The 25,527-nt window shown below is 64.7% G+C and carries 22 protein-coding genes; 5 read left to right on the forward strand and 17 right to left on the reverse strand.

What is annotated here, in order from left to right:
• The first annotated feature begins 53 nt into the window (after nucleotides 1-53).
• The 3 genes from ACYQ2T_RS11170 (at nucleotide 54) to ACYQ2T_RS11180 (ending at nucleotide 2,085) form a co-directional block, all read left to right on the forward strand.
• Nucleotides 54-455 carry a Ros/MucR family transcriptional regulator gene (locus ACYQ2T_RS11170; RefSeq protein WP_404843723.1) on the forward strand — a complete coding sequence of 134 codons (402 nt, stop codon included), beginning with the start codon at nucleotides 54-56 and terminating at the stop codon, nucleotides 453-455.
• 119 nt (nucleotides 456-574) lie between these two features.
• A complete protein-coding gene (locus ACYQ2T_RS11175; RefSeq protein ID WP_459900603.1) occupies nucleotides 575-1,249 on the forward strand; it encodes an ABC transporter ATP-binding protein in 675 nt (224 codons plus the stop codon).
• Complete coding sequence (locus tag ACYQ2T_RS11180; RefSeq protein WP_459900605.1) at nucleotides 1,246-2,085, forward strand: ABC transporter permease; 840 nt, start codon at nucleotides 1,246-1,248, stop codon at nucleotides 2,083-2,085. The genes ACYQ2T_RS11175 and ACYQ2T_RS11180 overlap by 4 nt, the downstream gene beginning before the upstream one ends.
• 69 nt (nucleotides 2,086-2,154) lie before the next feature.
• Here ACYQ2T_RS11180 and ACYQ2T_RS11185 read toward each other — a convergent pair whose 3' ends face one another.
• From ACYQ2T_RS11185 to ACYQ2T_RS11205, 5 genes are all read right to left on the reverse strand, one after another.
• Nucleotides 2,155-3,168 (reverse strand): sensor domain-containing diguanylate cyclase, encoded by a 1,014-nt coding sequence (locus ACYQ2T_RS11185; protein WP_459900607.1) that lies wholly within the window; start codon nucleotides 3,166-3,168, stop codon nucleotides 2,155-2,157.
• Between the two features lie 115 nt (nucleotides 3,169-3,283).
• Nucleotides 3,284-4,933, reverse strand: coding sequence for an AMP-binding protein (locus ACYQ2T_RS11190; RefSeq protein WP_459900608.1), 1,650 nt, complete (start codon nucleotides 4,931-4,933; stop codon nucleotides 3,284-3,286).
• Between the two features lie 90 nt (nucleotides 4,934-5,023).
• Entirely contained in the window at nucleotides 5,024-5,578 is a 555-nt protein-coding gene (locus ACYQ2T_RS11195) for a helix-turn-helix domain-containing protein (protein WP_404844114.1), read from the reverse strand.
• Nucleotides 5,579-5,686: 108 nt separating this feature from the next.
• Complete coding sequence (locus ACYQ2T_RS11200; protein ID WP_459900610.1) at nucleotides 5,687-7,333, reverse strand: AMP-binding protein; 1,647 nt, start codon at nucleotides 7,331-7,333, stop codon at nucleotides 5,687-5,689.
• A gap of 18 nt (nucleotides 7,334-7,351) precedes the next feature.
• Complete coding sequence (locus ACYQ2T_RS11205; protein WP_459900611.1) at nucleotides 7,352-7,918, reverse strand: helix-turn-helix domain-containing protein; 567 nt, start codon at nucleotides 7,916-7,918, stop codon at nucleotides 7,352-7,354.
• Nucleotides 7,919-8,296: 378 nt separating this feature from the next.
• Between ACYQ2T_RS11205 and ACYQ2T_RS11210 the strand changes: the two genes are divergently transcribed.
• Nucleotides 8,297-8,947, forward strand: a complete 651-nt coding sequence (locus ACYQ2T_RS11210; RefSeq protein ID WP_459900612.1) for a class I SAM-dependent methyltransferase — start codon at nucleotides 8,297-8,299, stop codon at nucleotides 8,945-8,947.
• Between the two features lie 15 nt (nucleotides 8,948-8,962).
• On the opposite strand, the gene gmd is transcribed toward ACYQ2T_RS11210, so the two are convergent.
• On the reverse strand, nucleotides 8,963-10,051 hold the full coding sequence (gene gmd / locus ACYQ2T_RS11215) for a GDP-mannose 4,6-dehydratase (protein WP_459900613.1): 1,089 nt from the start codon (nucleotides 10,049-10,051) through the stop codon (nucleotides 8,963-8,965).
• A gap of 207 nt (nucleotides 10,052-10,258) precedes the next feature.
• The gene (locus ACYQ2T_RS11220; RefSeq protein ID WP_459900615.1) at nucleotides 10,259-10,960 is read right to left on the reverse strand and encodes an HAD family hydrolase; all 702 of its coding nucleotides are present in this window, start codon (nucleotides 10,958-10,960) and stop codon (nucleotides 10,259-10,261) included.
• A 104-nt stretch (nucleotides 10,961-11,064) separates the two neighbouring features.
• Here ACYQ2T_RS11220 and ACYQ2T_RS11225 point away from each other — a divergent pair, with 104 nt between their 5' ends.
• Complete coding sequence (locus ACYQ2T_RS11225; protein ID WP_459900616.1) at nucleotides 11,065-12,216, forward strand: geranylgeranyl reductase family protein; 1,152 nt, start codon at nucleotides 11,065-11,067, stop codon at nucleotides 12,214-12,216.
• 81 nt (nucleotides 12,217-12,297) lie between these two features.
• Here the strand turns inward: ACYQ2T_RS11225 and purE are convergent, their stop codons facing one another.
• From purE to ACYQ2T_RS11275, 10 genes are all read right to left on the reverse strand, one after another.
• The gene (gene purE, locus ACYQ2T_RS11230) at nucleotides 12,298-12,789 is read right to left on the reverse strand and encodes a 5-(carboxyamino)imidazole ribonucleotide mutase (protein ID WP_459900618.1); all 492 of its coding nucleotides are present in this window, start codon (nucleotides 12,787-12,789) and stop codon (nucleotides 12,298-12,300) included.
• Nucleotides 12,790-14,064: a phosphoribosylamine--glycine ligase gene (purD, locus tag ACYQ2T_RS11235; protein WP_459900620.1), complete on the reverse strand. Its 1,275-nt coding sequence runs from the start codon at nucleotides 14,062-14,064 to the stop codon at nucleotides 12,790-12,792.
• Nucleotides 14,065-14,304: 240 nt separating this feature from the next.
• Nucleotides 14,305-17,568, reverse strand: a complete 3,264-nt coding sequence (locus tag ACYQ2T_RS11240) for an efflux RND transporter permease subunit (protein ID WP_459900621.1) — start codon at nucleotides 17,566-17,568, stop codon at nucleotides 14,305-14,307.
• Nucleotides 17,558-18,709: an efflux RND transporter periplasmic adaptor subunit gene (locus ACYQ2T_RS11245; RefSeq protein WP_459900623.1), complete on the reverse strand. Its 1,152-nt coding sequence runs from the start codon at nucleotides 18,707-18,709 to the stop codon at nucleotides 17,558-17,560. Before ACYQ2T_RS11245 ends, ACYQ2T_RS11240 begins: the two co-directional genes overlap by 11 nt.
• 82 nt (nucleotides 18,710-18,791) lie before the next feature.
• Nucleotides 18,792-19,025, reverse strand: a complete 234-nt coding sequence (locus ACYQ2T_RS11250; RefSeq protein ID WP_459900625.1) for a hypothetical protein — start codon at nucleotides 19,023-19,025, stop codon at nucleotides 18,792-18,794.
• Entirely contained in the window at nucleotides 19,022-19,213 is a 192-nt protein-coding gene (locus tag ACYQ2T_RS11255) for a YgaP family membrane protein (RefSeq protein WP_459900627.1), read from the reverse strand. The genes ACYQ2T_RS11250 and ACYQ2T_RS11255 overlap by 4 nt, the downstream gene beginning before the upstream one ends.
• A 258-nt stretch (nucleotides 19,214-19,471) precedes the next feature.
• The gene (locus ACYQ2T_RS11260) at nucleotides 19,472-19,990 is read right to left on the reverse strand and encodes a hypothetical protein (protein ID WP_459900629.1); all 519 of its coding nucleotides are present in this window, start codon (nucleotides 19,988-19,990) and stop codon (nucleotides 19,472-19,474) included.
• A gap of 505 nt (nucleotides 19,991-20,495) precedes the next feature.
• Nucleotides 20,496-21,338 (reverse strand): ABC transporter permease, encoded by an 843-nt coding sequence (locus tag ACYQ2T_RS11265; protein ID WP_459900630.1) that lies wholly within the window; start codon nucleotides 21,336-21,338, stop codon nucleotides 20,496-20,498.
• A complete protein-coding gene (locus tag ACYQ2T_RS11270) occupies nucleotides 21,335-22,330 on the reverse strand; it encodes an ABC transporter permease (protein WP_459900631.1) in 996 nt (331 codons plus the stop codon). Before ACYQ2T_RS11270 ends, ACYQ2T_RS11265 begins: the two co-directional genes overlap by 4 nt.
• A gap of 31 nt (nucleotides 22,331-22,361) precedes the next feature.
• Nucleotides 22,362-25,490, reverse strand: a complete 3,129-nt coding sequence (locus tag ACYQ2T_RS11275) for an ATP-dependent DNA helicase (protein WP_459900632.1) — start codon at nucleotides 25,488-25,490, stop codon at nucleotides 22,362-22,364.
• Nucleotides 25,491-25,527: the final 37 nt, after the last annotated feature.

Below are 25,527 nucleotides of genomic sequence, written 5' to 3' on the forward strand. Positions count from 1 at the left end.
TTTCGCAAACGCGATGTACTAGAGAGTCCACCAGCTTCATATTGGAGGAAAAAATGGACGAATACTTGAAAGAAGCCCTTGAGATAGTGAAGGCGCAGGCTAGCGTCAGGAATATGACCGAGGAAGAGATTCTCTCTATGGTAGACAAGCTCGCCAAGGGAATCGCCAACATCCATCACGCAGCCGAAGAAGGCGAAGCCGACAAGCCCGCCATCGACCCCAAAAAGGCTATCCGTGAGAAGTCTATTGTCTGCTTGGAATGCGGCAAGAGCTTCAAGGTGCTGACCAAGCGCCACCTTGCCACCCACGGCCTGACTCCTGTGGAATACAAGGAGAAGTACGGCTACACCAAGAAGACGTCTCTCGTCTGCAAGAGCCTCGCTCGCGAGCGCCGCAAGAAGATGGCCGACATGCGCCTTTGGGAGCGCCGCGGTCAGAGCAAAACTCAGGAATAGTCGCCTTTTCGCTTCACGCGACTGTTTTTTGACGATTAAAGCCCGGCTTTTGCCGGGCTTTTCTTGTGTGTGCCGCCGCGGTCTTTTCTCCATCCGGAATACGGAGTAGAGCTTTCCTTATGTCAGAGCATCCTGTCTTTTCTTTCGAATCCGTGACCTTTACGCACCCCGGCAACGGGCCGTGCCTGTCCGGTGCGTCGCTGGATATTCCGCGCGGCGCATTTGTGCTGGTGGGCGGGCCGTCGGGGTCGGGCAAATCCACCATGCTGCGGCTGATGAACCGCCTACTGGAGCCGGAATCCGGGCGCATCCTCTACCGCGGCAAGCCGCTGGACAGCTACGCGCCCCCGCGCCTTCGGCGCGAGGTGGCAACCGTTGGGCAGGTGCCCGCCCTTGTGCCCGGCACCGTGCGCGAGAATCTGCTGCTGCCGTTTTCCTTCAGGGTAAACACCGAACTGTATCCCCCGCGTGATGATGAGCTTGAGGGCTGGCTGTCGCGCATGCTCCTTGACGGGGTGCGCCTTCAGGCCAAGGTCTCGGGCCTGTCCGTCGGGCAGCGCCAGCGCCTGTGCCTTATCCGCACCATGCTCCTTGGCCCGCGCGTCATCCTTATGGATGAACCCACCAGTGCCCTTGACCCCGAAAGCCGCGAGGTGGTGGAGCGCACCGCCGAGGACCTGTGCGCAGACGGGCGCGTGACGGTGATTATGGTCACGCACCTTGATGTGGCCCACACGCGGGTTGCTCCCATGCGGCTCTATTTGAAGGACGGACAGCTGGAGGTACGGTCATGACGCTGGAACATTTGCTTGGCATTGGCGAAACAGCCGCGTCCGGCGGCAACAATCCCATTGTCATCGGGCCGGAGCAGTTGGTGCTGGCGCTGGGCTTCGTCCTCGTCGCCGGGGTGATTTCCCTCGTGTTCCAGCTGGGGCTGACGCGGAGCCTGCTTCTTGGCACGCTGCGCACCTGTGTGCAGCTGTTTGCCATGGGCTACGCCCTGCAATTCATCTTTGCCATTAAGATGAGCCTGCCCATTTTGGCGGTGTTTTGCGTGATGGTTGCGGCGGCGGCGCATATTGTACGCGGGCGGGTGCCCGAGCGCGATGTGTCCTTTGGCCTGCCCGTATTTGTGACCATGATCCTCAGCTACATGCTGGTGGGCATTACCGTGACGGGCGTGGTTATCGGCGCGAAACCGTGGTGGGAGCCGCAGTATTTTCTGCCCATTGGCGGCATGATTGCGGGCAACTCCATGAACGCGCTGGCCATTGCGCTGGAGCGGCTGTTCACGGGCCTGCGCAAAAGCCGCACGGAAATTGAGATGAAGCTGTCCCTTGGCGCGGACTACCGCGAGGCCAGCGACGCCATCACCAAGGAGGCCATCCGCGCGGGCATGATTCCGTCCATCAATTCCATGATGGCTGTGGGGCTGGTGTCCATTCCCGGCATGATGACCGGTCAGGTGCTGGCTGGGGCGGACCCGGCATTGGCCTGCCGCTATCAGATTGTGGTGATGCTGATGCTTGTGGCGTCCACGGCGCTGTCATCCTTTGCGGTGGTGTCCATTGTGCGGCGCATGTGTTTTGGCCGCGCGCACCAGCTGCTGTTGCGTCCGGAAAACGACTAGGCCCCAAGCGGGGCCAGAGGACGCAATGAAGCGGAGTCCGGCTATGGCCGGGCTCCGTTTTTATTTGCGCTAGCGGCACTGCTTGGCGTTTTTGTCGTCGTAGAGGCGGCTGTCCGCGCGCTTGAGCAGGCTGCTTGGGCCGGTGACGCCGCGCTCGTGCGCCTCGGCAATGCCAAAGCTGAAGCGGACCTGCAGATCGTACTGGGGAGTGGTTGTGCGCTCAAAGAACGCCGTGGCGCGCTGCATAAGGCGCAGGGCCTGTGCGGCGGTGGTTTCGGGCAGGATGACCACAAACTCGTCCCCTGCGTAGCGTGAGCAGATGTCCGTGGCGCGGGTGAGGGTTTTGAGGGTGGTGGCAAAGAAGTGGAGCAGACAGTCCCCGGCGTCGTGCCCCAGCGTGTCGTTGACGGTTTTAAAGTCGTCAAGGTCGATGAAGGCGAGGGACAGGGGGCTGTCGTAGCGTGTGGCGCGGGCGAATTCCTGCCGCAGGATGTCTTCCATGGCGCGGCGGTTGAGGAGGGTGGTCAGCGGGTCGCTGGTGGCCAGCAGGCGCAGGCGCTCGTGCGCGGTCACGTTGGAGAGGCACAGCGACACCTTGATGGCCAACTGGGAGAGCAGCCCCGTGTCCTTGTGCGGGGTAAAGCGCGTGGGGCTGACGTCGGCTTGATTCAGACTGCCGATGACGCAGCCGTCCAGCGTGATGGGCGCCACGGCGATGGAGCCGATGCCCTCGGGGCGCGGCTCGGGATACAGGGCCGTAAAAGGCGCAAGGCCCTGATTGACGAGGACCGGGCGCATGCCCCCGCGGGTGATGTTCAGGAAGCTGTCGCGGTCGATGGTGTTCAGGTGCCCGGCAAGGTCCTCGGCGCTGGTCAGGCCTTGGACAAGGGCTGCGGCGTCGCTGTCCTCGATGAGGGAAATCCAGACGTAGGGCACGTTGCATCTGTCGCGCATGAGGGTGACAAGGCGCGCGAAAAGCGACGAGTAGTCGAGGATGGTGAGGATTTCGCTCTCAATCTCAAAGAACCGGCGTTGGATGTCTTGGTTCTTTTCAAGGATGGCGTACAGTTGGCTGTTTTTCATGGGTGCTTGGGGCTGTAGTGTCTGGCGCGAGCATACTGAAAAGCCCGGAAAAGGAAAAGCGGCACCGACTGTGTCGGTGCCGCCGGGTATGGCTTTGGCCTTGGGGTGGGCTGAATTAGCAGCTGCACTCCATGTCGCGCTGGCGGATTTCCGCGCGCTTGATTTTGCCGGAGATGGTCTTGGGCAGCTCGTCCACGAATTCGATGACGCGGGGGTACTTGTACGGGGCGGTGACGCGCTTGACGTGCTGCTGGAGTTCGCGCACCAGCTCCTGCGTGCCCTCAGTATCGCTTGCCAGAACGATGGTGGCTTTTACGGCCTGTCCGCGCACCGGGTCGGGCACGCCGGTAACGGCGGCCTCCACCACGGCGGGGTGGGACACAAGGGCGCTTTCCACCTCAAACGGCCCGATGCGGTAGCCCGAGCTTTTGATCAGGTCGTCCACGCGGCCGAGGAACCAGAAGTACCCGTCCTCGTCCATCCATGCCTTGTCGCCGGTGTGGTAGTAGCCGTCGCATTTGACGGCGGCGGTCTTGTCCGGCTCGTTCACGTATTCGTTGAACAGGCCCACTACGGGGTTGTCCGGGGCCAGCCGCACGCAGATTTCGCCTTCTTCGCCCGGCGAGCACAGCGTGCCGTCCACGCCCTTGAGCACGATGTCCCAGCCCGGGACGGGCTTGCCGATGGAGCCGGGCTTGGGCGTCATGAACGAGAAGGTGGCGATTTGCAGGGTGGTTTCGGTTTGGCCGTAGCCCTCGCGGATTTCGAGGCCGGTTTGCGTTTTCCAGTCCTCAAAGACGCTGGTGTTCAGCAGTTCACCCGCTGTGGTGCAGTAGCGCAGTTTTGAGAGGTCGTAGCGCTCAAGGTCCTGCCGGATGAGGAAGCGGTACACCGTGGGCGGCGCGCAAAAGGAGGTCACGCCGCCGCGCGCCATAACGTCCAAAAGGGCGGCGGGGTCGAAGCGGCCGCGGAAGTCGTAGACGAACACCGTCGCGCCAGCCATCCACTGGCCGTACATTTTGCCCCACACGGCCTTGCCCCAGCCCGTGTCGGCCACGGTCAGGTGCACGTCGCCGGGTTCAAGGTTGTGCCAGTATGTGCCGGTGACGTAGTGCCCCAGCGCGTAGGTGTGGCGGTGCTCCACCATCTTCGGATTGCCGGTGGTGCCGGAGGAGAAGAAGATAAGCAGTGCGTCCTCGCCGCCGGCGGCGTCCACCGGACGGGGGAAGGTGTCCTGCGCGGTGGCGCAGATGTGGTCGTAGTGCTCCCATCCGGGCAGGAGCTGGCCGGGGCCGCACTGCACAAGGGTGGTCATGCTGGGGGACTTTTCCGCGGCGGCCTGCACGACCTCGGCCACGGAGTCCTCACAGATGCAGGTGGTGATGCTTGCGGCTTTGGCGCGGTAGACGATGTCCTTTTCCGTGAGCAGGTGCGGGGAGGGGATGGCCACAGCGCCAAGGCGGTGCAGCGCCATCATGCTCACCCAGAATTCAATGCGTCGGTACAGGAGCAGCATCACGCGGTCGCCCTTGCCAACGCCGCGCTGGGCGAGGGCGTCGGCAAGGCGCGCAGAGGCCTGCGCCAGCCAGCGGAAGTCGTACTCGCGGCGCACGCCGTCGGGGCCAACGTGGATGATGGCTTTGCGGGTGGGGTCCTTGGCGGCGATGTCGTCAAGGACGTCGTAGGCAAAGTTGAATTTTTCGGGAACGCGCAGCGCGAAGGAGGCGCAAAACTCCTTATAGGATTTGGGGGTCAGCTTATCCATGGGTAACTACCTCGGTGGTGAAAAGGGTTGCGGAAGGTTCCGTCTGACGTCGTCTGTGGGGGCGGCGGTTCACCGTGCGCGGTGAAACGCCTAGATAATGACGTCGAGGAACTCCGCATCCGCACCATCAAGGCCGCGCAGGGCGTGGGGCGTCTGGGAATCGAAGTAGAAGCTGTCGCCGGGTTCAAGCACCACGGCGTTCTCCCCAAGGCGGATTTCCAGCCGTCCGGAGAGCATGTAGATGAATTCCTGCCCGGGGTGCTGGGCGCTGTGCATGCTGGCCTCGTCCTTGGCGGGGACGCGCACGCGGAAAGGCTCCATCTTGCGCCCCGTGAACTTGTAGGCAAGGCTTTTGTAGTCGTAGTCCTTGCGCCGTTCTACGGCCAGCCCTTCGTCCTTTTTGACGAGGGAATAGTTGGTGAGGTGGGCGTCGCCGCCCGAGAGCAGAACCGTCAGGTCTACGCCGCAGACCTGAGCCACGTTGAAGAGGAAGCTCACCGGAATCTCAATGGTGCCGGATTCGTACCCGGCCACGGTGGCTTCGTCTACGCCGACCTTTGCGGCCAGTTCGCCAACGCTCAGGTCCAGAGCGTCGCGCAGGCCGCGCAGGCGAGGCGCGATGTCTTTGTACGCCTCATTGTGCATTTCCATCCCTGTCTTCTCCTGTAGAGGACCGGTCCGGGAAGGACCGTCGATCATGAAACGGGCGCTGCCCCCACGGCATGCGCCCGGTACCATCTGTCCCAGTGGCGGCTACGCCTTTGGCCACATTTCTGCGGCGATGTCGCGCAGCTTGTACTTTTGTATCTTGCCGCTCGCCGTCATGGGGTATTCGTCGAGGAAGGCGATGTAGCGGGGAATCTTGTGCCACGCGATTTTGCCGCGGCAGTGGTCCTGCACATCTTCGGGCTCCATGCTGACGCCATCCTGCAGGATGATGAAGGCACCGACAGCCTCGCCGTATTTCTTGCTGGGAACTCCCGCCACCTGCACGTCTTTAATGCCGTCCATGGTGTAGAGGAATTCCTCAATTTCTCGGGGATAGATGTTTTCGCCGCCACGGATGATCATGTCCTTCAGGCGGCCGGTGATGGTGACGTAGCCCTCGTCGTCCATGACGCCAAGGTCGCCGGAGTGCAGCCAGCCGTCAAGGTCGATGGTCTTGGCCGTGGCTTCGGGCATGTTGTAGTAGCCCTTCATGGTCAGGTAGCCGCGGCAGCAGACTTCGCCCTGTTCGCCGTTGGCGCAGGCCTCGCCGGTTTCGGGGTCCACAATACGGACCTCAACGCCGGGCATGGCCTTGCCCACCGTTTCGGTGCGGCGCTGGATGGTGTCGTCCATGCGGGTTTGGGTCATCACGGGGCTGGACTCGGTGAGTCCGTAGCAGATGGTGATGTCGCGCATGTACATCTTTTCCATGACCTGCTTCATGATGTGCACCGGGCAGGGCGAGCCCGCCATGATGCCCGTGCGCAGGCTGGAAAAGTCGAACTTGCTGAACAGGTCGTGCTGGAGCACGGCAATGAACATGGTGGGCACGCCGTACAGGGCGGTGCACCGCTCCTGCTCCACGCTCTTCATCACCAAGATGGGATCGAATTTTTCAAGGATGACCATGGTCGTGCCATGGGACACCGCCGCCAACACGCCCAGCACGCAGCCAAAGCAGTGGAACAGCGGCACGGGCAGACACAGGGTGTCCTTTTCCGTAAAGCCCTGATTCTCGCCAATCCAAAAGCCGTTGGTGGCGATGCTCTGGTGGGTGAGCATGACGCCCTTGGGGAAACCCGTTGTGCCCGAGGTGTACTGCATGTTCACCACGTCTTCGGGGTCCAGAGTGTCCTGCCGCGCGCGGTAGTCCTCGTCGGTGACGGTTTTGCCAACGCCCACGATCTCCGGCACGGAGTACATGCCCCGGTGCTTTTGCGGGCCAAGGTAGCCCACGCGCTTGAGGGCCGGGAACTTGGGGCTGTTCAGGCGGCCACGTTCCTGCTCGCGCAGCTCGGGGATGAGGTCGTACATGGTCAGCACGTAGTCGGTGTCGTAGTAGCCGTCCATGACGAAGATGTTTTCCGCCTCGGACTGCTGGAGCAGGTACTCCAGCTCGCTGACCTTGTAGCTGGTATTGACGGTGAGCAGTATGGCCCCGATTTTGGCGGTGGCGAATTGCATGGCCACCCAGTAGGGCACATTGGTGGACCAAATGGCCACCTTTTCGCCGCGCTCAATGCCAAGGGCCATGAGGCCTTTGGCAAGGTCGTCAACCAGTTGGCCGAACTGCCGCCACGTCAGGCGGAAGTCGCGGTCAACGTAGACGACGGCTTCGTTGTCGGGATATTTGGCAATGGTCTCGTCCAGAAGCTGGCCGAGGGTGATGTGGTGCACGATGTCTCGTCCCACGGGAACCTCCTTACACTCTTAGGCTGGAACGTAGACGACGGCGTAAATCTGCGCCGGAGCGTCGCCATGGGCGCCCACATAGTGGGGCACGACAGAATTGTAGTACATGCTGTCTCCGGGGCCGAGGATATGCTCCTCGTTGCCGTAGACGAGGGTGACCTCGCCGGAGACGACCACGATGAACTCTTCCCCCTCGTGGGAGGAGAGGTCCTGCGGCTCTGTCGTTGGTTCCAGTGTAATGAAGAAGGGCTCCATGGAGCGGTCCGCCTTGCCACGGCCCAAATGGTAGTAGGTCATATCCGGGCTGGCCGCGCCGCTGGCGTGGGCAACGGTCTCTTCTTTTCTTTCGGCAAGTCGCACGATGAGCGGGTCGCTGGTGATTTCGTCATCCATGAAGGTGCCAAGCCTTGTGCCCAGTGCGCGGGCAATCTTGACCATGATGCCAAGCGCGGGGTTCACCTCGCCCTCCTCCACGGAGGTGATGAACGCCGCATCCAGCGTGGTCTTTTCGGCCAGTTCCTCTCTGGTCCATCCTTTGCGCTCCCTAAAATTCTTGATGCGCGAACCGATTTTGCCGTTGTCCATGTTCTTCTCCTATGCGCTGTTACTCTGGAAAGACCGTCCCGGTGGGTTCAAACCCCTTCTCACCCGTCCCGGGCGCAGCGGCGCTCTTTGTGCGTGCCGCGCGCAGGTCTCCCTCAGGACCGAACACTCTACGGAAAGATGTTTGCGCTGGCAACTGATGAGTTTGAAGGGTTTCAGGGTGATGGAGCAGGCCGCGGCGGCGAGGGCGCGTGGTGGCTCGGCCAACGGCAGGCGCATGTTTGGCGCCGGGCTTGCAGAATTGCAGGGCGCTGCCAGAGGCACGGGCCGCAGGTTTTCAGTGCGGCGGGTGGGTGCTAGGATGGCGGGAACCACGCGCGGCAAGGCTCCCCTTGTCCCACGACCAGACATGAGGCCGATATGCACGATGAATACGAGTCCATAGCCCCACTGTACGACCCGGTCACCGCTCCGGCCCTGTGGGCCGTGCGCCGCCGCATTGCCGCGCTGTTGGCGGACCTTGGCGCGGTGCGGGTGCTGGACCTGTGCTGCGGGACCGGGCGGCAGTTTTTGACCCTGCCGCCATGCGTGGCCCGCGCTGTGGGGGTGGATGCCTCGGCGGCCATGCTGGCGGTGGCGCGGCGCGTCTGTCCGCCGTGGGTGCGCCTTCTGCGCGCCGACGCCGCGCATTTGCCCCTTGCGCGCGACAGCTTTGACGCGGTGCTTCTCTCCTTTGCCATGCATGAAAAGCCGCACGAAACGCGCCTTGCCATGCTGGAGGAAGCCCTGCGCGTTGCCGGGCCGCGCGGGCGCGTGCTCATCACGGACTACGCCCTGCCGCAGAGCGTCTCCGCGCGCATGGCCGGAGCTGTGGCCCACGGCGTGGAGCGCCTTGCCGGGGGCGAGCATTACCGCTTGTACAGGGACTACATGGCCCGTGGCGGGACCACGGGGGTCCTGCTTACGGCGGGGCATATGGCGCGGCGGCTGGCGTGGCCGGGCTGGGGCGCCATAGGCGTCTACGAGGTCCGCGCCGGGGCCTGCCCCCAGCTGCGCGCCCAGCGTCTGTAGCCGCGAAGCGCCGCACTATTCGTGGTGATTGAGAATGCGGAACCCTTCCTTGCGGCACAGGTCGTCGCGCCGCGCGTCGGCAAGGTCCGCCGCCACCATTTCGTGGATCATATTCTCCAGCGTAATTTTCGGCTCCCAGCCCAGCTGGGTTTTGGCCTTGGTGGCATCGCCCAGCAGGGTGTCCACCTCGGTGGGGCGGAAGTAGCGCGGGTCCACGGCCACAATGGTCTTGCCCGTTGCCGTATCCACGCCGTGCTCCTCCTGTCCTTCCCCTTTCCAATCAATGTCGATGCCCGCGCTTTTGGCGGCAAGGTCCACCACATGGCGCACCGTGTGCTGGACGCCGGTGGCGACCACGTAGTCATCCGGCCTGTCCTGCTGGAGCATCATCCACATCATGCGCACATAGTCCTTGGCGTGCCCCCAGTCGCGCAGGGCCGAGAGGTTGCCCAGATACAGGCAGTCCTGCAGACCGAGGCTGATGCGCGCCATGGCGCGGGTGATTTTGCGCGTGACAAAGGTTTCGCCCCGGATTGGGGACTCGTGGTTGAAGAGGATGCCGTTGCAGGCGTGCATGCCGTAGGCCTCGCGGTAGTTGATGGTGATCCAGTAGGCATACAGCTTGGCCGCGCCATAGGGGGAGCGCGGATAGAAGGGCGTGTCTTCGGTCTGCGGAATGTCCGCCACCTTGCCGAACATCTCCGACGTGGACGCCTGATAGAAGCGCGTCACGTCCGTAAGGCCGAGGATGCGGATGGCTTCCAAGAGGCGCAGCGCGCCAAGGCCAACGGAATCCGCCGTGTACTCCGGCGTTTCAAAGGACACGGCAACGTGGCTTTGCGCGGCAAGGTTGTAGATTTCGTCCGGGCGCACGGCCTGAACAATGCGGATGAGATTGGTGGAATCCGTCATGTCCCCGTAGTGCAGGACAAAGCGGCGGCCCGTTTCGTGCGGGTCCTGATACAGGTGGTCCACCCTGTCGGTATTGAACAGCGACGCGCGCCGCTTGATGCCGTGGACCTCGTACCCTTTCTTGAGCAGAAATTCGGCCAGATATGCGCCGTCCTGACCGGTGATGCCGGTGATGAGCGCCTTTTTCGTCATAACGGCTCCGTTGCTGCGGAAGTGGAAGCGCCTCTCCAGACGCTGGAGATGGTTCACGATTCTTCTTGTATACCGCAACTTGGGGGCTGTGTCTTCCCCCGTGGGCAAGGAAGGGGGCGCGTCGGCCATGGGGCGGGGAATGAGCGCGGCTTGGGGGCACGGGAGAGGCCTGTGCCCGGTGCCGCCGAGAATTAAGCCAAACGGCGTTTAGTTGGGGACGAGGGGCGGGGCGGGAACAAGGCGGCCCTCGGCGCGCAGGGCGCGGACCAGCGCGTCCGCGTCGTCGGCGATGTGGTGCGCGCCGCAGGCCAGAAAGCGGGCGCGGTCCGCCTGTCCGGTCAGCACGCCAGCGGTGGCGGTGCCGCTGTGGCGGCCGGTTTCAATATCCAGCGGATGGTCGCCCACCATCAGGGCGTGCTGCGGGCCAATGCCAAGGGCGCGCAGGGCCGCGCCCACGTGGTCCGGGTGCGGCTTCACGTTGGCGATGTCGTCGCGGGAGAGGAATACGTCCGCCGCGGCGTGGATATCCGGAAACAGCGTCAGCACGGCGTCCGTACAGTTGCGGGTGATGATGGCGGTGGCGATGCCGTCCGCGCGCAGGGCCGCCAGCAGGGGGCGGGTGAAGGGAAACAGCGCCCCGCACTCTGCGGCGTGGATTTCCGCCGCACGGATGATGTCCGCCGCGCGCCTCTCAATGGCCGGGATATGCCTGCGTGCCCCGCCGGGGAGGGCGTCCTTCATGGCGCGCAGCCACTCTAGCGCGGGGGTGTCGCCGGGGAGCGGTGCGTGCGGCAGGTACTCGCGCACAAGGCCGTGGAGGGCCAGCTTCATGCCGGCAAAGTCGATGGCCGTGTCCGCAAGGGTGCCGTCAAAGTCAAAAACAAGGGCGTGGAAGGGATGTGCGCGCATTTGGCGAGTATACGTGATGTGATTATGAAAAGCGACTTGAGACGGCGCTGTGGATGTTTTATAAACAATACCAGTCAGATGGCGGAAAACAGGGAGAATGCGCCATGTCTTCTGTGTATGACGGCATTGTGTGCGGCGCTGGCCCGGCCGGGGCCGTTGCCGCGATGGAACTCGCCCGCGCCGGAGCGCGCGTGGTGCTGGTGGAGCGGCGCCACCTGCCCCGCCCCAAACTGTGCGGCGGCCTGCTGACGTGGAAGGCCGTGCGCTTTTTGGCGGAGCACGTGGGCGTGGACGCCGAAACGCTGCGGCAGTGGGGCGCCTTTCGCGGCGAGGCGCGGCAGTACCGCGTGCATATGGGCGAAACGCTCCTTTCCAGTGGCGATATGCCCTTTGCCTTTAATTTTGTGCGGCGGGACGCCTTTGATGCGGGGCTTGCCGCCATGGCCCGCGATGCCGGGGCCGAGGTGCGCACGGGCGTGCGCGTCACCGGCTGTGATGCGCGCCGCGGCGAGGTGCACCTTGCCGGCGGCGAAACCCTCTCTGCCGCGTGCATTATCGGCGCGGACGGCGTCTCCAGCGTGGTGCGCCGCTCCCTCAATTACGACCGCGCGGCGTGGCGGCACAACCTTGGCGCCGGGCTGGAGCAGCTTCTGCCCTACGGCCGTTTTGACCGTGCGGTGGACGCGCCGGAAGTGCATTTTGGGGCTGTGCATGCTGGGTATGGCTGGCTGTTTCCTGTTGCAGACGGGGTGCTGGCCGGGGTGTGCGGGCTGCGGCGGGCCAACAGCGGGGCGGATTTCCGGCAGGGCTTTGCGGATTACCTTGCGCGGCGCGGGGTGCGCGGCGCGCAGGAGGTGACGCCGCGGGCGCATCCCTTGCCTTACGGGAATTTTCTCATGGAGCCTGCGCAGGGCCGCGCTCTGCTGACAGGGGACGCCGCCGGGTTTGTGGAGACCATCTTTGGCGAGGGCATCTACTACGCCCTGTGCAGTGGGCGCTTTGCCGCCCGCGCCGTCCTTGAGGGCGCGGGGGAGCCGCAGGCGGTGGCCGCGGCCTACCAGCGCCGCTTGGAGGAGACCCTGCTTCCGGAACTGCGCTACTCCCGGCGGCTGAGGCGGCTGGTGCATGCGGCCAGCGCCCTTGGCCGGTCCATGGGCGGGGCGCTTCTTGTCCACGCCATTGGGGAGCAGCGGCTGGTGGAGACGGTGCACGGCTACCGCTCCTTCAAGTGGCTGCGGCGGCGCGAGCCGGTGTAGGGCCGGAACATCTTTGGGCACGAAAAAGCGCCCCTGCCGCAGGTGCGGCAGGGGCGCTGACATTGTGCGGGGGCGGCGGCGCTAGCGCTGCGCCAGTTCCTCGGCGGCGCGCTCTACGGAAGCCTTAAAGGCGTCGCGCTTGGCGCGCAGCTTTGCGGCAAGGTCCTCGTCGGTAAGGGCCAGAATCTGCGCCGCCATCCATGCGGCGTTGCGCGCTCCGGCTTTGTCGAGGGCCACGGTGCCCACCGGGAAGCCCGGAGGCATCTGCACAGTGGCCAGCAGGGCGTCCATGCCGCCAAGGGCGGAGGCGGATACCGGAATGCCAAGGACCGGGCGGATGGTTTTGGCCGCAACGGCGCCAGCCAGATGCGCGGCCATGCCTGCGGCGCAGATAAAGACCTGACAGCCGCTGGCTTCCTCTTCTTCCACCAGTTTGGCGGTGCGTTCCGGTGTGCGGTGGGCCGAGGACACGGTAAAGGTGTAGTCAATGCCCAGCTCGTCCAGAATATCCGCGCAGGGGCGGACTTTTTCCTCGTCGGAGATGCTTCCCATAAAGATTGCAACGCGACTCATCTAGTCCCTCCTGAGTCCCTTGTCGCCGATGTCGCGGCGGAAATAACAGTTGTCAAAGTGGATGGCGTCCACGGCCTTGTAGGCGCGCTCCTTGGCGTCGGCGAGGTCGCTGCCAAGGGCGGTGACGCCCAGTACGCGGCCGCCGGCGGTGCGCACGGTGTCGCCGTCAAGGGTCGTCCCGGCCTGAAAGACCTTCACGCCGCTGATGGCGTCGGCCTCGTCAAGGCCGGTGATGGCCATGCCCTTGGGGTAGCTGGCGGGATAGCCGTCGGCGGCAAGTACTACGCAGATGGCGGTTTCGGGCTTCCAGCGGATGTCCACATCGGCAAGGGTGCCGTCAATGCAGGCCTGCATGATTTCGGCAAGGTCGCCATCAAGGCGCGAGAGCAGGGGCTGGCACTCCGGGTCGCCGAAGCGGACGTTGTATTCCAGCACCTTGGGGCCGTCCTCGGTGTACATGATGCCCGCGTACAGGATGCCCACAAAGGGCTGGTCCACGGTGCCCATGTGCCGGACGATGGGACGGATGACGAGGTCCGCCATCATTTCGTAGTCCTCGTGCGGGAGGATGGGGGCGGGGGAATAGGCGCCCATGCCGCCGGTGTTGGGGCCGGTGTCGCCTTCGCCAACGGCCTTGTGGTCCTGCGAGGAGGGCATGCAGACAACGGTGGTGCCGTCGCTGAAGGCAAGGAAGGAGGCTTCCTCACCCTTGAGGGCGTCCTCTATGACGATGCGTTCCCCGGCTTTGCCGAAGATTTGCTTGGCCATCATGTCGTTGACGGCTTCAAGGGCTTCCTCGCGCGTGGAGCAGACCACCACGCCCTTGCCCGCGGCGAGGCCGTCGGCCTTGACCACGCAGGGCATGTCGCGCTCGGCAACGTGCACGCGCGCGGCTTCCACATCATCAAAGACGCGGAAGTGTGCGGTGGGCACGCCCGTGTCGCGCATAACGCTTTTGGCGAAGGCCTTGGAGCCTTCCAGCTGGGCGGCAAAGGCGCTGGGGCCAAAGCAGGGGATGCCGGACTGGGCCAGCGCTTCCTTAAGACCGAGGACGAGAGGGAGTTCGGGACCGATGACCACGAGGTCGATGGCGTTGTCCTTGGCAAAGGACGTCAGCCCGGGCAGGTCGTCATCCGAAATGGGGACGTTCTGGCCGAGGGCCGCAGTGCCGCCGTTGCCGGGGGCGATGTACAGCTGCGTGACCTTCGGGCTTTGCGAGAGCTTCCAGGCAAGCGCATGTTCACGCCCCCCGGAACCGACGATGAGTATCCGCACAATGTTCTCCTTTTGCTCGCTGCGGGTCAGATGCGACCGGCAGGCCAACCATTCGGGTGCAACAATATCCTCGGGGTGGGGCACGTGCCCTGCCGCATAAGGCGCGCGCGGCGCATGCGGCGTAACCACTGCCGTGCAGTGTCGCGCGTTACGTAGCCTACCTTGCCGCTGTTGGCAAATGCAGAATGCGCCGTATGCGCGGGCATTGTGCATGGTCTGCGGCGTATTGCCGCCGGTCCATCATGCCCTGCGCGCGCCAAACGCAGCGTAATACGCCACCGGAACCACCAGCAGTGTAAACGCCGTGGAGGCAAACAGCCCTGTGATAAGCGCCCACGCCAGCCCGGAGAAGATGGGGTCCAGCGTGATGGGCCACGCGCCAAGGGCCGTGGTGGCCGCCGTGAGTACAATGGGCCGCAGGCGCACCGCGCCGCTGGCGAGGATGGCGTCGCGCATGGCCAGCCCCTGCCGCCGCGCGTCCTCAATGAACTCAATGAGCACAAGGGAGTTGCGGATAACAATGCCGCCAAGGGCAATCATCCCAATCATGGATGTAGCCGTGAAGAAGATGGGATTGGGCAGCGCCCCCACATCCGGGGCAAAGAATACGTTCAGCAGCCAAAAGCCGGGCATGATGCCGATAATGGTCAGTGGTACGGCGGTCATGATGAGGCCGGGCATGGCAAAGGAGCGCGTCTGGATGACCAGCAGGACGAAAATGCCAAGGAGGGCCGCGCCAAAGGCGATGCCAAGGTCGCGGAAGACGCTGAGGGTGATTTCCCATTCGCCTTCGCCCGCCCAGTTGGCGCTGATGCCCGGAGGCAGGGGCGAGGATTCCTGCGCGCTCATGAGGTCCAGCACCGCCGTGCCCGGTGGGCGTCCGGCCATTTCGCCGTACACGTACACCACGCGCTGGAGGTCCTTGTGGTGGATGGGCTGGTCGGCGGGCAGGGAGAGAAATTCACCAAGCTCGCCCAGCTCAACGGTTTTGCCCGGCGCGTCGCTGGCGGCCACGGGCACCTGCGAAAGCGCGGCCAGCGACGAGCGCTGGGGGCGCGGCAGGCGCAGGACCACAGGCAGGGGCTGGCGCTCGCCGGACAGGTGCAGGGTGGCCGGGGATTCACCGGAGATGGCCATGCGCAGGGCGCAGGCGACATCTTCGGCGCTGACGCCGTGTAGGGCGGCCTTTTCGCGGTCCAGCCGGAAGTCCAGCACGTCGCGTTCTGCCTCGGCGGAGGTGTCGATGTCCGTCACCAGCGGTTCGTCCCGCATCAGGTCCGTGATGTGCTGTGCGCCGCGGATGAGTTGGCCGTAGGACTTTTGCGGGGTGCCGGTGATTTCCGCAACCAGTGTAGACAATACGGGCGGTCCGGGCGGCACTTCCACAATTTTGAGGTCTGCGCCCACGTCGCGCGCAATGCGCTCAAGGTCCGGGCGCAGGCGCAGGACAATGGCGTGGCTTTGGGCCTGCCGCCGGGATTTGTCCGCCAATTGCACACGGATGTCCGCTAGGTTCGGGGCCTGCCGGACAAAGTAGTGGCGCACCATGCCGTTGAAGTCCATGGGCGAGGCCGTGCCGGAATAGGTGGTAAAGCTCTCCACCTCGTTCACGCTGCGCAGATAGTCGGTAAAGGACAACAGCGCGCGGTCCGTGGCCTCCATGGGTGTGCCTTCGGGCATGTCGATGACGAGTTGGAACTCGTTCTTGTTGTCAAAGGGCAGCATTTTGAGGGGCACCAGCCGGAAGGCCGCCAGCGCACACGACAGGACAAGCAGCGCGCCAATGCCCACCCACAGCGCGCCGCGCTTGCCGCGCGAGTCCAAAAACGGCGACACCACGGCGGTGTAGCCGCGCCTGAGCCACGGCGGCACGCCCGCATCCGGGGCGGCGTTTTCCGGGTCGTCGCCCTTGTCCGCCCCGGCCTTGTGCCGCAGCAGCAGGTAGGACAGCCACGGCACCACCGTCAGCGCCGCAAGGGTGGAGAAGATGACCGTCAGCGGCACGTTGGCGGCCATGGGCGCCATATACGGCCCCATCATGCCCGTGATGAAGAACATGGGCGTAAAGGACACAATGATGGCAAGGGTGGACATGAGCACCGGCGGCAGCACTTCGCCCACGGCAAAGAGCGTGGCGCGGCGTGGGTCCAGCCGCCCAAGGCGGATATGGCGCTGGATGTTGTCCACATTGGTGATGGGGTCGTCCACCACAAGGCCCAGCGACAGGATGAGGGCAAAAAGGGTCACGCGGTTGATGGTGTAGCCCAGCAGGTGGTTCACAAACAGCGCCAGCGCAAAGCTGACGGGCACGGCAAGGGCGACCACCGCGGCCTCGCGCCGCCCGAGGGTAAAGGTCAACAGGGCCACCACGGTGACGATGGCCAGCCCCAGCGAGGTCAGCAGGTTGTTGACCTTGTCCTGCGCGGTGCGCCCATAGTCGCGTGTGACTTCCCACGAGACGCCAGCGGGCAACACGTCCCGCGCAAGGTCCGCCATGCGGCGGTGGACGTCGCGCGCCACGGTGACGGCGTTGGTGCCCTGCTTTTTGGCGACGGCAAGGGTCACGCTGGGGGAGCGCTGGCCGCGGCGGGCATCCGGGATGGCGCGTTCTTCTTCCGCGCGCACGGAAAAGCCGATGTGCGTCGCGGTTTCGGCCTCTGCCGGGCCGTCGATGACGGTAGCCACATCGCGCAGGGCCACGGGGATGTCGTTAAAGACGCCGACCACCACGTCCCCGACCTCGCGCGCGGAGGTGAGGAAGGCGTCGGTGCGGACGGTGAGGCTGGTATTGGCGCGGTCGATGGTCCCTGCGGTGGCGGCGGTGTCCGCCCCGCCAAGGGCCGTGCGGACCGCACCGGGAGAGATGCCAAAGCCTGCCATGCGCTGCGGGTCCAGCTCCACGCGCACCTCGCGCGGGCGGCCGCCCGTGATGGTAACGCGGGAGACGTCGTCAATTGCCGCCAGCCGGGCGTGGAGTTCCTCGGCCATGCGGCGGAGCTGGTGGTCGTCGTAGCGGTCCGAATAGAGGGCGATGGTGACGATGGGAACGTCGTCAATCTCCACGGGCTTCACCAGCCAGCCCGTGACGATGGCCGGGACAAGGTCGCGGTTCATCAGGATGGCGTTGTGCAGCTTGATGAGGGATTTTTCGCGGTCCTCCCCTACGTGGAAGCGGACGGTGGCCATGGCGGAGTCGCGCCGGGATGTGGAGTAGACGTGCTCCACGCCGTCAATCTGCCACAGCAGGCGCTCTAGGGGCGTGGTGACCAGCTTTTCCACCTCTTCGGCGCTGGCGCCGGGAGCCTGCACGTGCACGTCGGCCATGGGCACGACGATTTGCGGCTCCTCTTCACGCGGGGTGATGAGCACGGCGGCGGTGCCAAGGGCAAAGGCCGCAATGACAAGCAGGATGGAGAGCCGTGTCTCCAGAAAGGTATTCACAATGGCGGCGATAATGCCGCGCGGGGCGTCCTGCGGCTTGGGAGCGGGTGACTCAGGAGCCATTGCCGCCTCCGGGCAGGGCGACTTCGTCCCCGGCGCGCAGGCCGGAGAGGACCTCGATCTTGTCGCCGTGGTCGTCGCCGGTCTTCACATAGATGGAGTGCCACGCCTCGCCGTCGCGGATGGTGAGGGCCTCCAGCTGGCCCACACGCGTTATGGCCGCGCGGGGCACAAGGATGACCGTGCGTGAGCCGGACGGCACCAGCAGGCGGCCAAACATGCCGGGATACAGCCCCGTAACGGGCGGCAGGCTGACCTTGACGAGAAAGGTGCGCGTGGTGGGGTCTGCGGCGGGGACGACTTCCTCCACAATGCCGTCCACTTCGGCATCAAGGGGGGCGAGGGCCACGCGCATGGTGCGGCCAACGCGCACCGCGCCGATGAGGCTTTCGCGGACGTGGGCTTCCAGCCGCAGGGCACCGGCGGTGTTGCCCGCGCTTTGCAGAATGAACAGCGGTTTGCCCGGCACGGCAAGGTCGCCGGGTTCGGCCATGCGCCGCGCCACTTCGGCGGCCTCGGGCGCGCGGACCACGGTGTATTCCAGAGCGATTTCCACTTCCTCCAGGCGCTGCTGCGCGCTTTTGACTTTGGCGCGGGCGGCGGCAAGGCCGTCGCGGGCCTGCGCAAGGCGGGCCTCGGTCTGCAAAAAGTCGGCTTCGGCGGCCTCCAGCTCGTGCGATGAGATTGCCTTTTCCTCAAAGAGCTGTTTGGAGCGGCGGTACTGCGACTGCGCGCGGGAGAATGCGGCCTGACTTTCATTGATGGCTTGGCGCGACTGCTCGCGCGCGGACATGGCGGACGCCAGCGCCTGCTTGGCCTGCTCCATGCGGGCGACGTATTCCCTGTCATCAAGCTCCGCCAGCACGGAGCCGCGCTCCACCAAGTCGCCTGCCGTCACCTTCATGGACCGGATGCGGCCTGAGACCTGCGCATCGATGCGCGTTTCCGTGCGGGGGCGGACGGTGCCGACGGCTTCGTAGGTTTCGTCTATGGTGCGCTGCTCGGCGGTGGCTGTGTGCTGCGGCGGGGTAACCGTGACGGGAGAGGTCCCGTGCCCCGGCGTGATGTCATCCGAGCAGGCGGAAAGAAAGCACAGCCCGAAAAGGACGGTGACTAGGGACAGAAGGTGTGATGAAGGCCGCATGACGTCTCCTCGTGATGCTTGGGCGTGGCCGCTTTGGGGGCGGCGGATTCGTCTTAGCATGTTGCCCGAATGAGGGAAAAGGTCAAGAATTCCGGCGTGCGGGCTGGCTGCGCCGGGGCCGGATGCGCAGAGGCCCGGCAGCCGGGCGTTTTCGCAGGGTGGCGTCCATAAGGGCAAGGCTGGCCGCCGTGGTGACGGCAAGCCACCAGCTGGAATGCAGGGCGGCGAGGATGAGGCTGCCCAGCAGTGCGCCCACAAAGGCGCACAGCGCCCCGCGCTGATGCGTGATGCGGTGGTGCTTGGGGGCGCTGGTCATTGTTGCGCCTTCTTGCTGCGGCGCAGGATGGCCATAAGCGGGCAGGTGTCCGTAAAGGCCGACTGCAGCAGATTGGCCCCCACAAAGGCGGTGAGCAGGAGCCACCACCGGCTGTGGGCAAGGCTGAGGGCCAGTGAGGCAAGAATCATGAATCCGGCTGCGCCGCGTGTTATGCGTTCGATGTGCATCGGTTCCTCCTGTGTTGGGTCCGCCAACGCGGCAGTGTGCTGCGCTGGAGGACAGGGCCCCTTTCGCGTGGGGGCTGTGGGGTGGGGCGGGTGTTTTGCCGCCTCTGCCGCGTGGTTCTTGGGTGCATGACGCTGGCGTGCAGGCTGGGCACCGCACTGCGCCGGGGATGCCCGGGCGCGACGGCGCGCAAGCAAACGCCCACCTCGGGACAGACTTCGGCGGTGAGTCTACACCATCGGCGCGGCGAGTGGAAGGCGTTAGAAGGTTTCTGCCGCAAACCCTTCGCGCAGCAGGCGCACGCCAAGGAAGGCGGCCAGCTTTTCGCCGATGGGCGGCGTTTCGCGTACGGAGGTGTGAAAGTGCAAAATGGTGCGCCGCTCGCCGGCTATTTCAATGAAGATGAGGTGCCATGTGATGTGGTCCTCGTGCACCACGGCGCGGATGGCGGACAGAGGGCAGGTGGCTTGGCGGCCGGTATGCAGGGGGATGAAGCGCCGGATGATGTGGAAGGTGTCGGCGCGTTTGTCGCAGATGATGATGGTTTGGGTGAAGCCCTTGTACAGGCAGAACAAACTGGCGATGCAGGTCATGAAAAGGCCGATTTGCAGGCGTCCGTCCGTTGCGGCCTCGCCCAGCTGGGTTGCGCCGAAGACGGTAACCAGACCAAAGAAGACGCCACAGAGCAGCAGCCACATGGGCCGCTCGACGATGGTCAGCACGTCGCCGTCACGGGTGATGGTGACCGGCGGCAGGGGCGGCATGGGGGGCTGGTACATGGGACCTCCTTGGTTGCGGTTGGGCCGCAGGGGCGCGCAGGATATGCGGGCGCGCCACCACGCTCCGGAAGGCGGCAGGAGCGCAGCGGGAGGACGTGCGGCAAAGGGCGGGAGGAGGCGCGGCGCAGCGCCGGAGTACGCGGCCAAGGCGGCGTGCGACGCAAAGCGGGACGGAGGGGGAAGCGACGGTAACCGAACGTGGTGCGGGATGAAGATGGAAAGGAGAGTGCTGGGGCGCGGTACGGCGTCGTTGCACGACGGTGCGTAGCAGGGCGGCTGTCCACTGGGCCGGCGTGGCGGCGGGCAGATGGCGCGGCCATACCCCGCAGGTCTGCCGGGGCAGGACGCACTGGCGGGGCGACGGGGTGGACTGCATGCGCTTCTCCGGGTTGAAGGGACATGGCGCGGACCGCGTGAAGGCGGTTCTTCGTCATTCCCCTTGTACTACGCCCGCGCGGCGCGCGCAACCCGGTGTGGCTCTGTCACCTGCTCTTACATGCCGGAATTATTGGCGAAGGCGCGGATCAAAGATGTCGCGTAGGGATTCGCCAAGCAGGTTGTAGCCCAGCACGGTGATGAGGATGGCGACACCCGGGAAGAAGGACAGCCACGGCGCAACGGTGAGCAGCACCTTGCCATCCATAAGGATATTGCCCCAGCTGGGCATGGGCGGCTGCACGCCAAGGCCCAGAAACGACAGCGATGATTCCACTAAGATGGCCCCGGCCACGCCAAGGGTAGCGGAGACCAGCACCGGCGCGATGGCGTTGGGCAGAATGTGGCTGAAGATGATGCGGGTGGGGCCTGCCCCGGCGATTTGCGCGGCAAGGACAAAGTCCCGCCGCCGCAGGGCAAGGGTTTCCGCGCGCACTAGACGCGCCACACCCATCCACGACGTCAGGCCAATGACCACCATAATGTTCACCAAACTTGGTTCCAAAAAGGCGATAACCGCAAGGATGAGGAAGAAGGACGGAAAGCACAGCATCACGTCCACGCCGCGCATGATGACTTCGTCGGTGATGCCGCCAAAGTATCCGGCCACCAGCCCAAGGACGAGGCCGATGGCAACGGACAGCCCGACGGCCACAAAGCCCACCCACAGCGACACACGCGCGCCGTACAGCATGCGCGAGAGCACGTCGCGCCCAAGGGCGTCTGTACCCAGCGGATGCAGCAGGCTTGGCGGCTCAAGAATGTGGGCAAGGTCCAGCGTGGTGGGGTCGTAGGGTGCAATCCACGGCGCAAAAATGGCCACAAGGGACATGCCCCCCACAATGAGCAGGCCCGTCACCAGCATGCCGTAGCGGCCCCAGAAGCGGCGGGAGAACAGGATGGAACGCATCATCGCCCGGACCTCCCGGCGCGGATGCGTGGGTCTGCCAGCCCGTAGGCCATGTCCGCAATAAGGTTGCCCGCCAGCGTGAGCATGGCGCCAAGGACGAGGTTGCCCATGATAAGCGGATAGTCGCGGGCCATAACGCCCTGATAAAATAGCTGCCCAAGTCCGGGCAGGGCAAAGATGGATTCAATGATGACGCTGCCGCCGATAAGGGCGGGGACGGACAGGCCAAGGATGGTGATAACGGGCAGCAGGGCGTTGCGCAGGGCGTGCTTGAAGATGACGGTCCGAAGCGGCACGCCTTTGGCGCGGGCGGTGAGGATATAGTCCTGCCGCAGGACCTCCAGCATGCTGGAGCGCATAAACCGCGACATTCCGGCAAGGCTGCCAAAGGTGTAGATGAAGATGGGCAGGGCCAGATGCCGCGCGATGTCCCACAGCTTTCCGAAGAAGGACAGCTGATTGTACTCCATGGATGTCAGGCCGGATATGGGCAGGATGGCCCAGTGGATGCCCAGCAGATACATAAGCAACAGCGCCAGCCAAAAGCCCGGAATGGCAAAGCCGATGAAGACGAACACCGTACTGGCCTTGTCGAACCAGCCGCCCTGCCACCACGCCGAGGCCACACCAATGGGCACGGTGATGCACAGTGTGAGGAAGAGGGACGCAACGTTCATCCCGAAGGTCAGGGGCAGGCGTTCTTTAATCTTATCCCACACGGGGCGGTGGTCGCCGCTCATGGATTGGCCGAAGTCCAGCCGCACGAGGCGCGAGAGCCAGTTGACGTATTGGACGTGCAGGGGCTTGTCCAGCCCGTAGAGGGCCTCCAGCCGGGCGCGGGCTTCGGCGGATGCCTCGGGGTTGAGGGTGGTTTGCAGGTCCGTCGGCGAACCGGGCGCCAGATGGATGACGGAAAAGCTGATGACCGTGATGCCAAGAAACACCACGAGCACCCACAGGCCCTTGATGAGGAGTTTTTGTAAAAGTGGCGGCATATCACCTTTCTAGGGCAAGACGGTTTGTGAATCAACGGGGTATGTCGCCGCTGTCTTCATCCTGAGATGGGGCGGCGGCGGTTTCGCCTCGTGTGGCGGCCTTTTTGCTCCGGCGGGCATCAAGGGCAAGGCGCAGGCGCGCTGCGGGCAGGTTGCAGCGCAGGGCGGCGGCGATGTCCTGCGCGCTGTCTCCTTGTGCTGCGCGCTCACGCATGGTCTGCATGACGTCGTCCGGCCATGGGGCGGGCGCGCCGGTTTGGGAGCAATCCAGCAGGCGTACGCGCGCGGCCAGTTGCGAGGGCGGACGGCGGTGCAGGGCGGCGAGCTTTTGCATGGGCATGCCGCCGTGGAGCTTGGCAATGAGGTGCAGGTCCTCGCGGATGGTCCATGGCGCTTTGGAGCGGTCCGACTGGCTTTGTGGCGTAACCGGCGCCATGCGCTCAAGGGGCGTAATGTGCAGAAAGTTTTTGGAGGCGATGCGCGAGTCCAGCACCACCACGCGTCCGGCGTCGTCCTCGCGCCGGACAAGGCGGCCAACGCCCTGACGGAATTTGATATACGCGTCGTAGTTGCAGCGCGCCCAGTATGCGCCCTCCGGCATGGAGCGCCGCCGCGCCAGTTGCAGGGGCGCGGACACGCTGGGGAAGGGCAGGCGCGTGATGATGACCTGCGTCAGCGTATCGCCGGGGAAGTCCACCCCGTGCCAGAAGGTCTCCACGCCAAAGAGGACGGATTCCTTTACGGCGCGGAATTCATCGCACAGGGCGGAGGCGGGCTCGCCGCGCTGCTGGAAGAGCAGGGGAAATTCGCTGTCCCACGAGGCTTCAAGGCGCTCGCGCACCCAGTCGAGGTCCTCATAGCTGGCAAAAAGGACAAGGGTCGCGCCTTTGTTGGCCTCGATGAGGCGGGGAATCTGGCGCAGGACGGCGTCGCGCCACTGCTCCTTGTTGCGGTAGCCGCCGTCTGCGGCGTCTGCGGGCAGGGCGAGGGTGGAGTCCGGCGTAAAGGGCGGGTCGAGAATGGTGGACAGGGTCGGCTTTTCGTTCTCCCCGTCGGGGATGAGCGGCTTTGTGATGCCCATGGCGGCGTTGAAGGGCGCAAAATCCTGTCCCAGCGTGATGGTGGCGGAGGTAAAGACCACGGCGTCCTTGGGCGCGAGGATGGCCTTGCGGATCAGGCCGCCCACGTTGACGCTGCCCGTGGTGAGCACCCAGTTGCGGGCGTAGACCTGCACGGAAGCAAAGGAGCCTTCCTCGCGTACCACGTCGCGCTCCATCTGCTCCAGACTGGTGACGCATTCCATAAGCAGAAGCCGCACCGACCGTAGGCGCGAGCGCGTGCCCGAGCGCATGGGCAGGACGGTTTTCTCTGTGATGTTGAAGAGCGCCATACCGTCCATCAGGTGCTCTAAGGCCTTGCGCAGGCCGATGAGGTCGTTGACCAGCTCGCCGCCCGTGAAGGCGGGGTTGGCGTTGACGACCTCCACCGCGCCGTTGGCGCTTTTGGGCTCCATTTTCAGGAAGCGCTCGCGCAGGTCGTCGATGCGCAGGGTGGCGTCTGTGGCGGCGTCCATCATCTCTGCGGCGCGCTCTTTGGGGCGCTGGCTCAGGCCGGGAATGCGCAGAAGCCCCGCGCAGCGCTGGTGCACAAAGCGTAAGTACCCGAACAGTTCCGACGAGGAGAGTTCCGGGCTGAACGCCGTGCGGACGGCGTTTTCAAAGTGGTTGGCCTCGTCAATAATGCAGTTGGAGAAGCGCCCGCCAAGGGTGCCGTCGTGGTCCATCACCGAGAGTTTGTTGTGGTTGGTAATCACAAGCTGGGCGTGGCGCGCCTCGGCGGTGACCACCTGCGCGGGGCAGCGCGTGTGCTTGGCCGAACAGCCGGACTTGGCCGAGACCTCGCTCATGAGCAGCGAGAGCATGCGGTCCTCGTCCAGATGCTGGCGCACGGTGCGGCTGACGTCGTCGCAGTCCGCCTCGCGGTGGCGGTAGCAGATATTGGCAAGGTACAGCCACGCCAGCAGTTCCGTCCCGGTCATCTGCGGATGCAGGACGTCGTCCAGCTTTTGGGCGCAGACGTAGTTGCTTTTGCCTTTGACCAGCGCCACCGGGATGTCTTCATAGTGCCCAAACAGTTCCACGCAGGATTCTACCTCGCGGGCGTAGACTTGGTCCTGCAGACTTTTGGTGTAGGTGGCGATGGCGATGCGGCGGGCGGGGTTGCGGCGCAGAAATTCCATGCTGGGCAGCAGGTAGCCAAGGGTCTTGCCCGTGCCGGTTCCGGCCTCCACTGTGGCGACGGTACCGGTATTCAGCGCGTGCGCCACGCACTGGGCGAACTCCACCTGCGGTTCACGCACGCGGTAGCCGGGGCGGCGCGCGGCGAGCTCTTCAAACAGCTCGCGGATGTCGTCCTCGGGGACGGGCTGAAGGGGCGGGGTCTGCTCGTCCTCGTCGCCGGGGATGGCGCGGGCCTGCTCCAAAAAGCGCATCCAGTCGCCGGTGTCCTCACCCGCCGCCGGGGTGATGAGGGTGGTGAAGCGTTGGGGATAGGTGCGCAGCAGGTCGGTCACGCAGCGGCCGAACAGCGTGCCGGATTTGTCCAGATAGTAGCGCAGGGCGCGGGCGGCGGGAAAAGCCGAGTCCGCAAGCATGGTCCCCAACAAATATTTCGTAAAGGTAAGGGCGGTTTGCGCGCCTTCGGTGGCCGTGTGGCTGACCTTGGTGCGCGGCGTTTCCTCCACAGCGTCCCACATCTGCTTAAAGCTGGCGATGTGCAGCCACGGCGCAAAGAAATCCGCCAGAAACCCAATGTCCACCACGCGCAGGTCCGGCAACAGGTCCGCCACGTCATAGGTCGCCCCCTGCGGGGCAAAGACCATGGCAAGGGTGCAGCCATCAAGGAATTCGGCCAGCTGCTCACAGACCTCGGCCGCTTCCGGCGCGGCGTCCAGCATGCCCTGCGACAGACGCGAGGCCACCCAATCCCGGGCACGGTTGCCCGAAACGCGGATGTGCGAGGCATAGGTAGACTGCCGCCCGTCCTCGGACAGCCGAATGGCCGCCACACTGTAGGGATGCATGGAACCGTCCGGACGGCGGCTGGTGTGGGCGTAGACAAAGGCGATGTCGTGGATGTCGCCGTCAAAGGGTGCGAGCATGGTGTTTGGTGGCTTGAGGTTCACAGGCGAGTGGCGA

It is taken from the genome of Desulfobaculum senezii, assembly GCF_054657395.1.

Excerpts from the sequence above, each read along its gene's own strand:
- ACYQ2T_RS11170 (WP_404843723.1), top strand. The coding sequence starts at position 54 with ATGGACGAATACTTGAAAGAAGCCCTTGAGATAGTGAAGGCGCAGGCT.
- ACYQ2T_RS11175 (WP_459900603.1), top strand. The coding sequence starts at position 575 with ATGTCAGAGCATCCTGTCTTTTCTTTCGAATCCGTGACCTTTACGCAC.
- ACYQ2T_RS11180 (WP_459900605.1), top strand. The coding sequence starts at position 1,246 with ATGACGCTGGAACATTTGCTTGGCATTGGCGAAACAGCCGCGTCCGGC.
- ACYQ2T_RS11185 (WP_459900607.1), bottom strand. The coding sequence starts at position 3,168 with ATGAAAAACAGCCAACTGTACGCCATCCTTGAAAAGAACCAAGACATC.
- ACYQ2T_RS11190 (WP_459900608.1), bottom strand. The coding sequence starts at position 4,933 with ATGGATAAGCTGACCCCCAAATCCTATAAGGAGTTTTGCGCCTCCTTC.
- ACYQ2T_RS11195 (WP_404844114.1), bottom strand. The coding sequence starts at position 5,578 with ATGCACAATGAGGCGTACAAAGACATCGCGCCTCGCCTGCGCGGCCTG.
- ACYQ2T_RS11205 (WP_459900611.1), bottom strand. The coding sequence starts at position 7,918 with ATGGACAACGGCAAAATCGGTTCGCGCATCAAGAATTTTAGGGAGCGC.
- ACYQ2T_RS11210 (WP_459900612.1), top strand. The coding sequence starts at position 8,297 with ATGCACGATGAATACGAGTCCATAGCCCCACTGTACGACCCGGTCACC.
- gmd (WP_459900613.1), bottom strand. The coding sequence starts at position 10,051 with ATGACGAAAAAGGCGCTCATCACCGGCATCACCGGTCAGGACGGCGCA.
- ACYQ2T_RS11220 (WP_459900615.1), bottom strand. The coding sequence starts at position 10,960 with ATGCGCGCACATCCCTTCCACGCCCTTGTTTTTGACTTTGACGGCACC.
- ACYQ2T_RS11225 (WP_459900616.1), top strand. The coding sequence starts at position 11,065 with ATGTCTTCTGTGTATGACGGCATTGTGTGCGGCGCTGGCCCGGCCGGG.
- purE (WP_459900618.1), bottom strand. The coding sequence starts at position 12,789 with ATGAGTCGCGTTGCAATCTTTATGGGAAGCATCTCCGACGAGGAAAAA.
- ACYQ2T_RS11240 (WP_459900621.1), bottom strand. The coding sequence starts at position 17,568 with ATGGCTCCTGAGTCACCCGCTCCCAAGCCGCAGGACGCCCCGCGCGGC.
- ACYQ2T_RS11245 (WP_459900623.1), bottom strand. The coding sequence starts at position 18,709 with ATGCGGCCTTCATCACACCTTCTGTCCCTAGTCACCGTCCTTTTCGGG.
- ACYQ2T_RS11250 (WP_459900625.1), bottom strand. The coding sequence starts at position 19,025 with ATGACCAGCGCCCCCAAGCACCACCGCATCACGCATCAGCGCGGGGCG.
- ACYQ2T_RS11255 (WP_459900627.1), bottom strand. The coding sequence starts at position 19,213 with ATGCACATCGAACGCATAACACGCGGCGCAGCCGGATTCATGATTCTT.
- ACYQ2T_RS11260 (WP_459900629.1), bottom strand. The coding sequence starts at position 19,990 with ATGTACCAGCCCCCCATGCCGCCCCTGCCGCCGGTCACCATCACCCGT.
- ACYQ2T_RS11265 (WP_459900630.1), bottom strand. The coding sequence starts at position 21,338 with ATGATGCGTTCCATCCTGTTCTCCCGCCGCTTCTGGGGCCGCTACGGC.
- ACYQ2T_RS11270 (WP_459900631.1), bottom strand. The coding sequence starts at position 22,330 with ATGCCGCCACTTTTACAAAAACTCCTCATCAAGGGCCTGTGGGTGCTC.
- ACYQ2T_RS11275 (WP_459900632.1), bottom strand. The coding sequence starts at position 25,490 with ATGCTCGCACCCTTTGACGGCGACATCCACGACATCGCCTTTGTCTAC.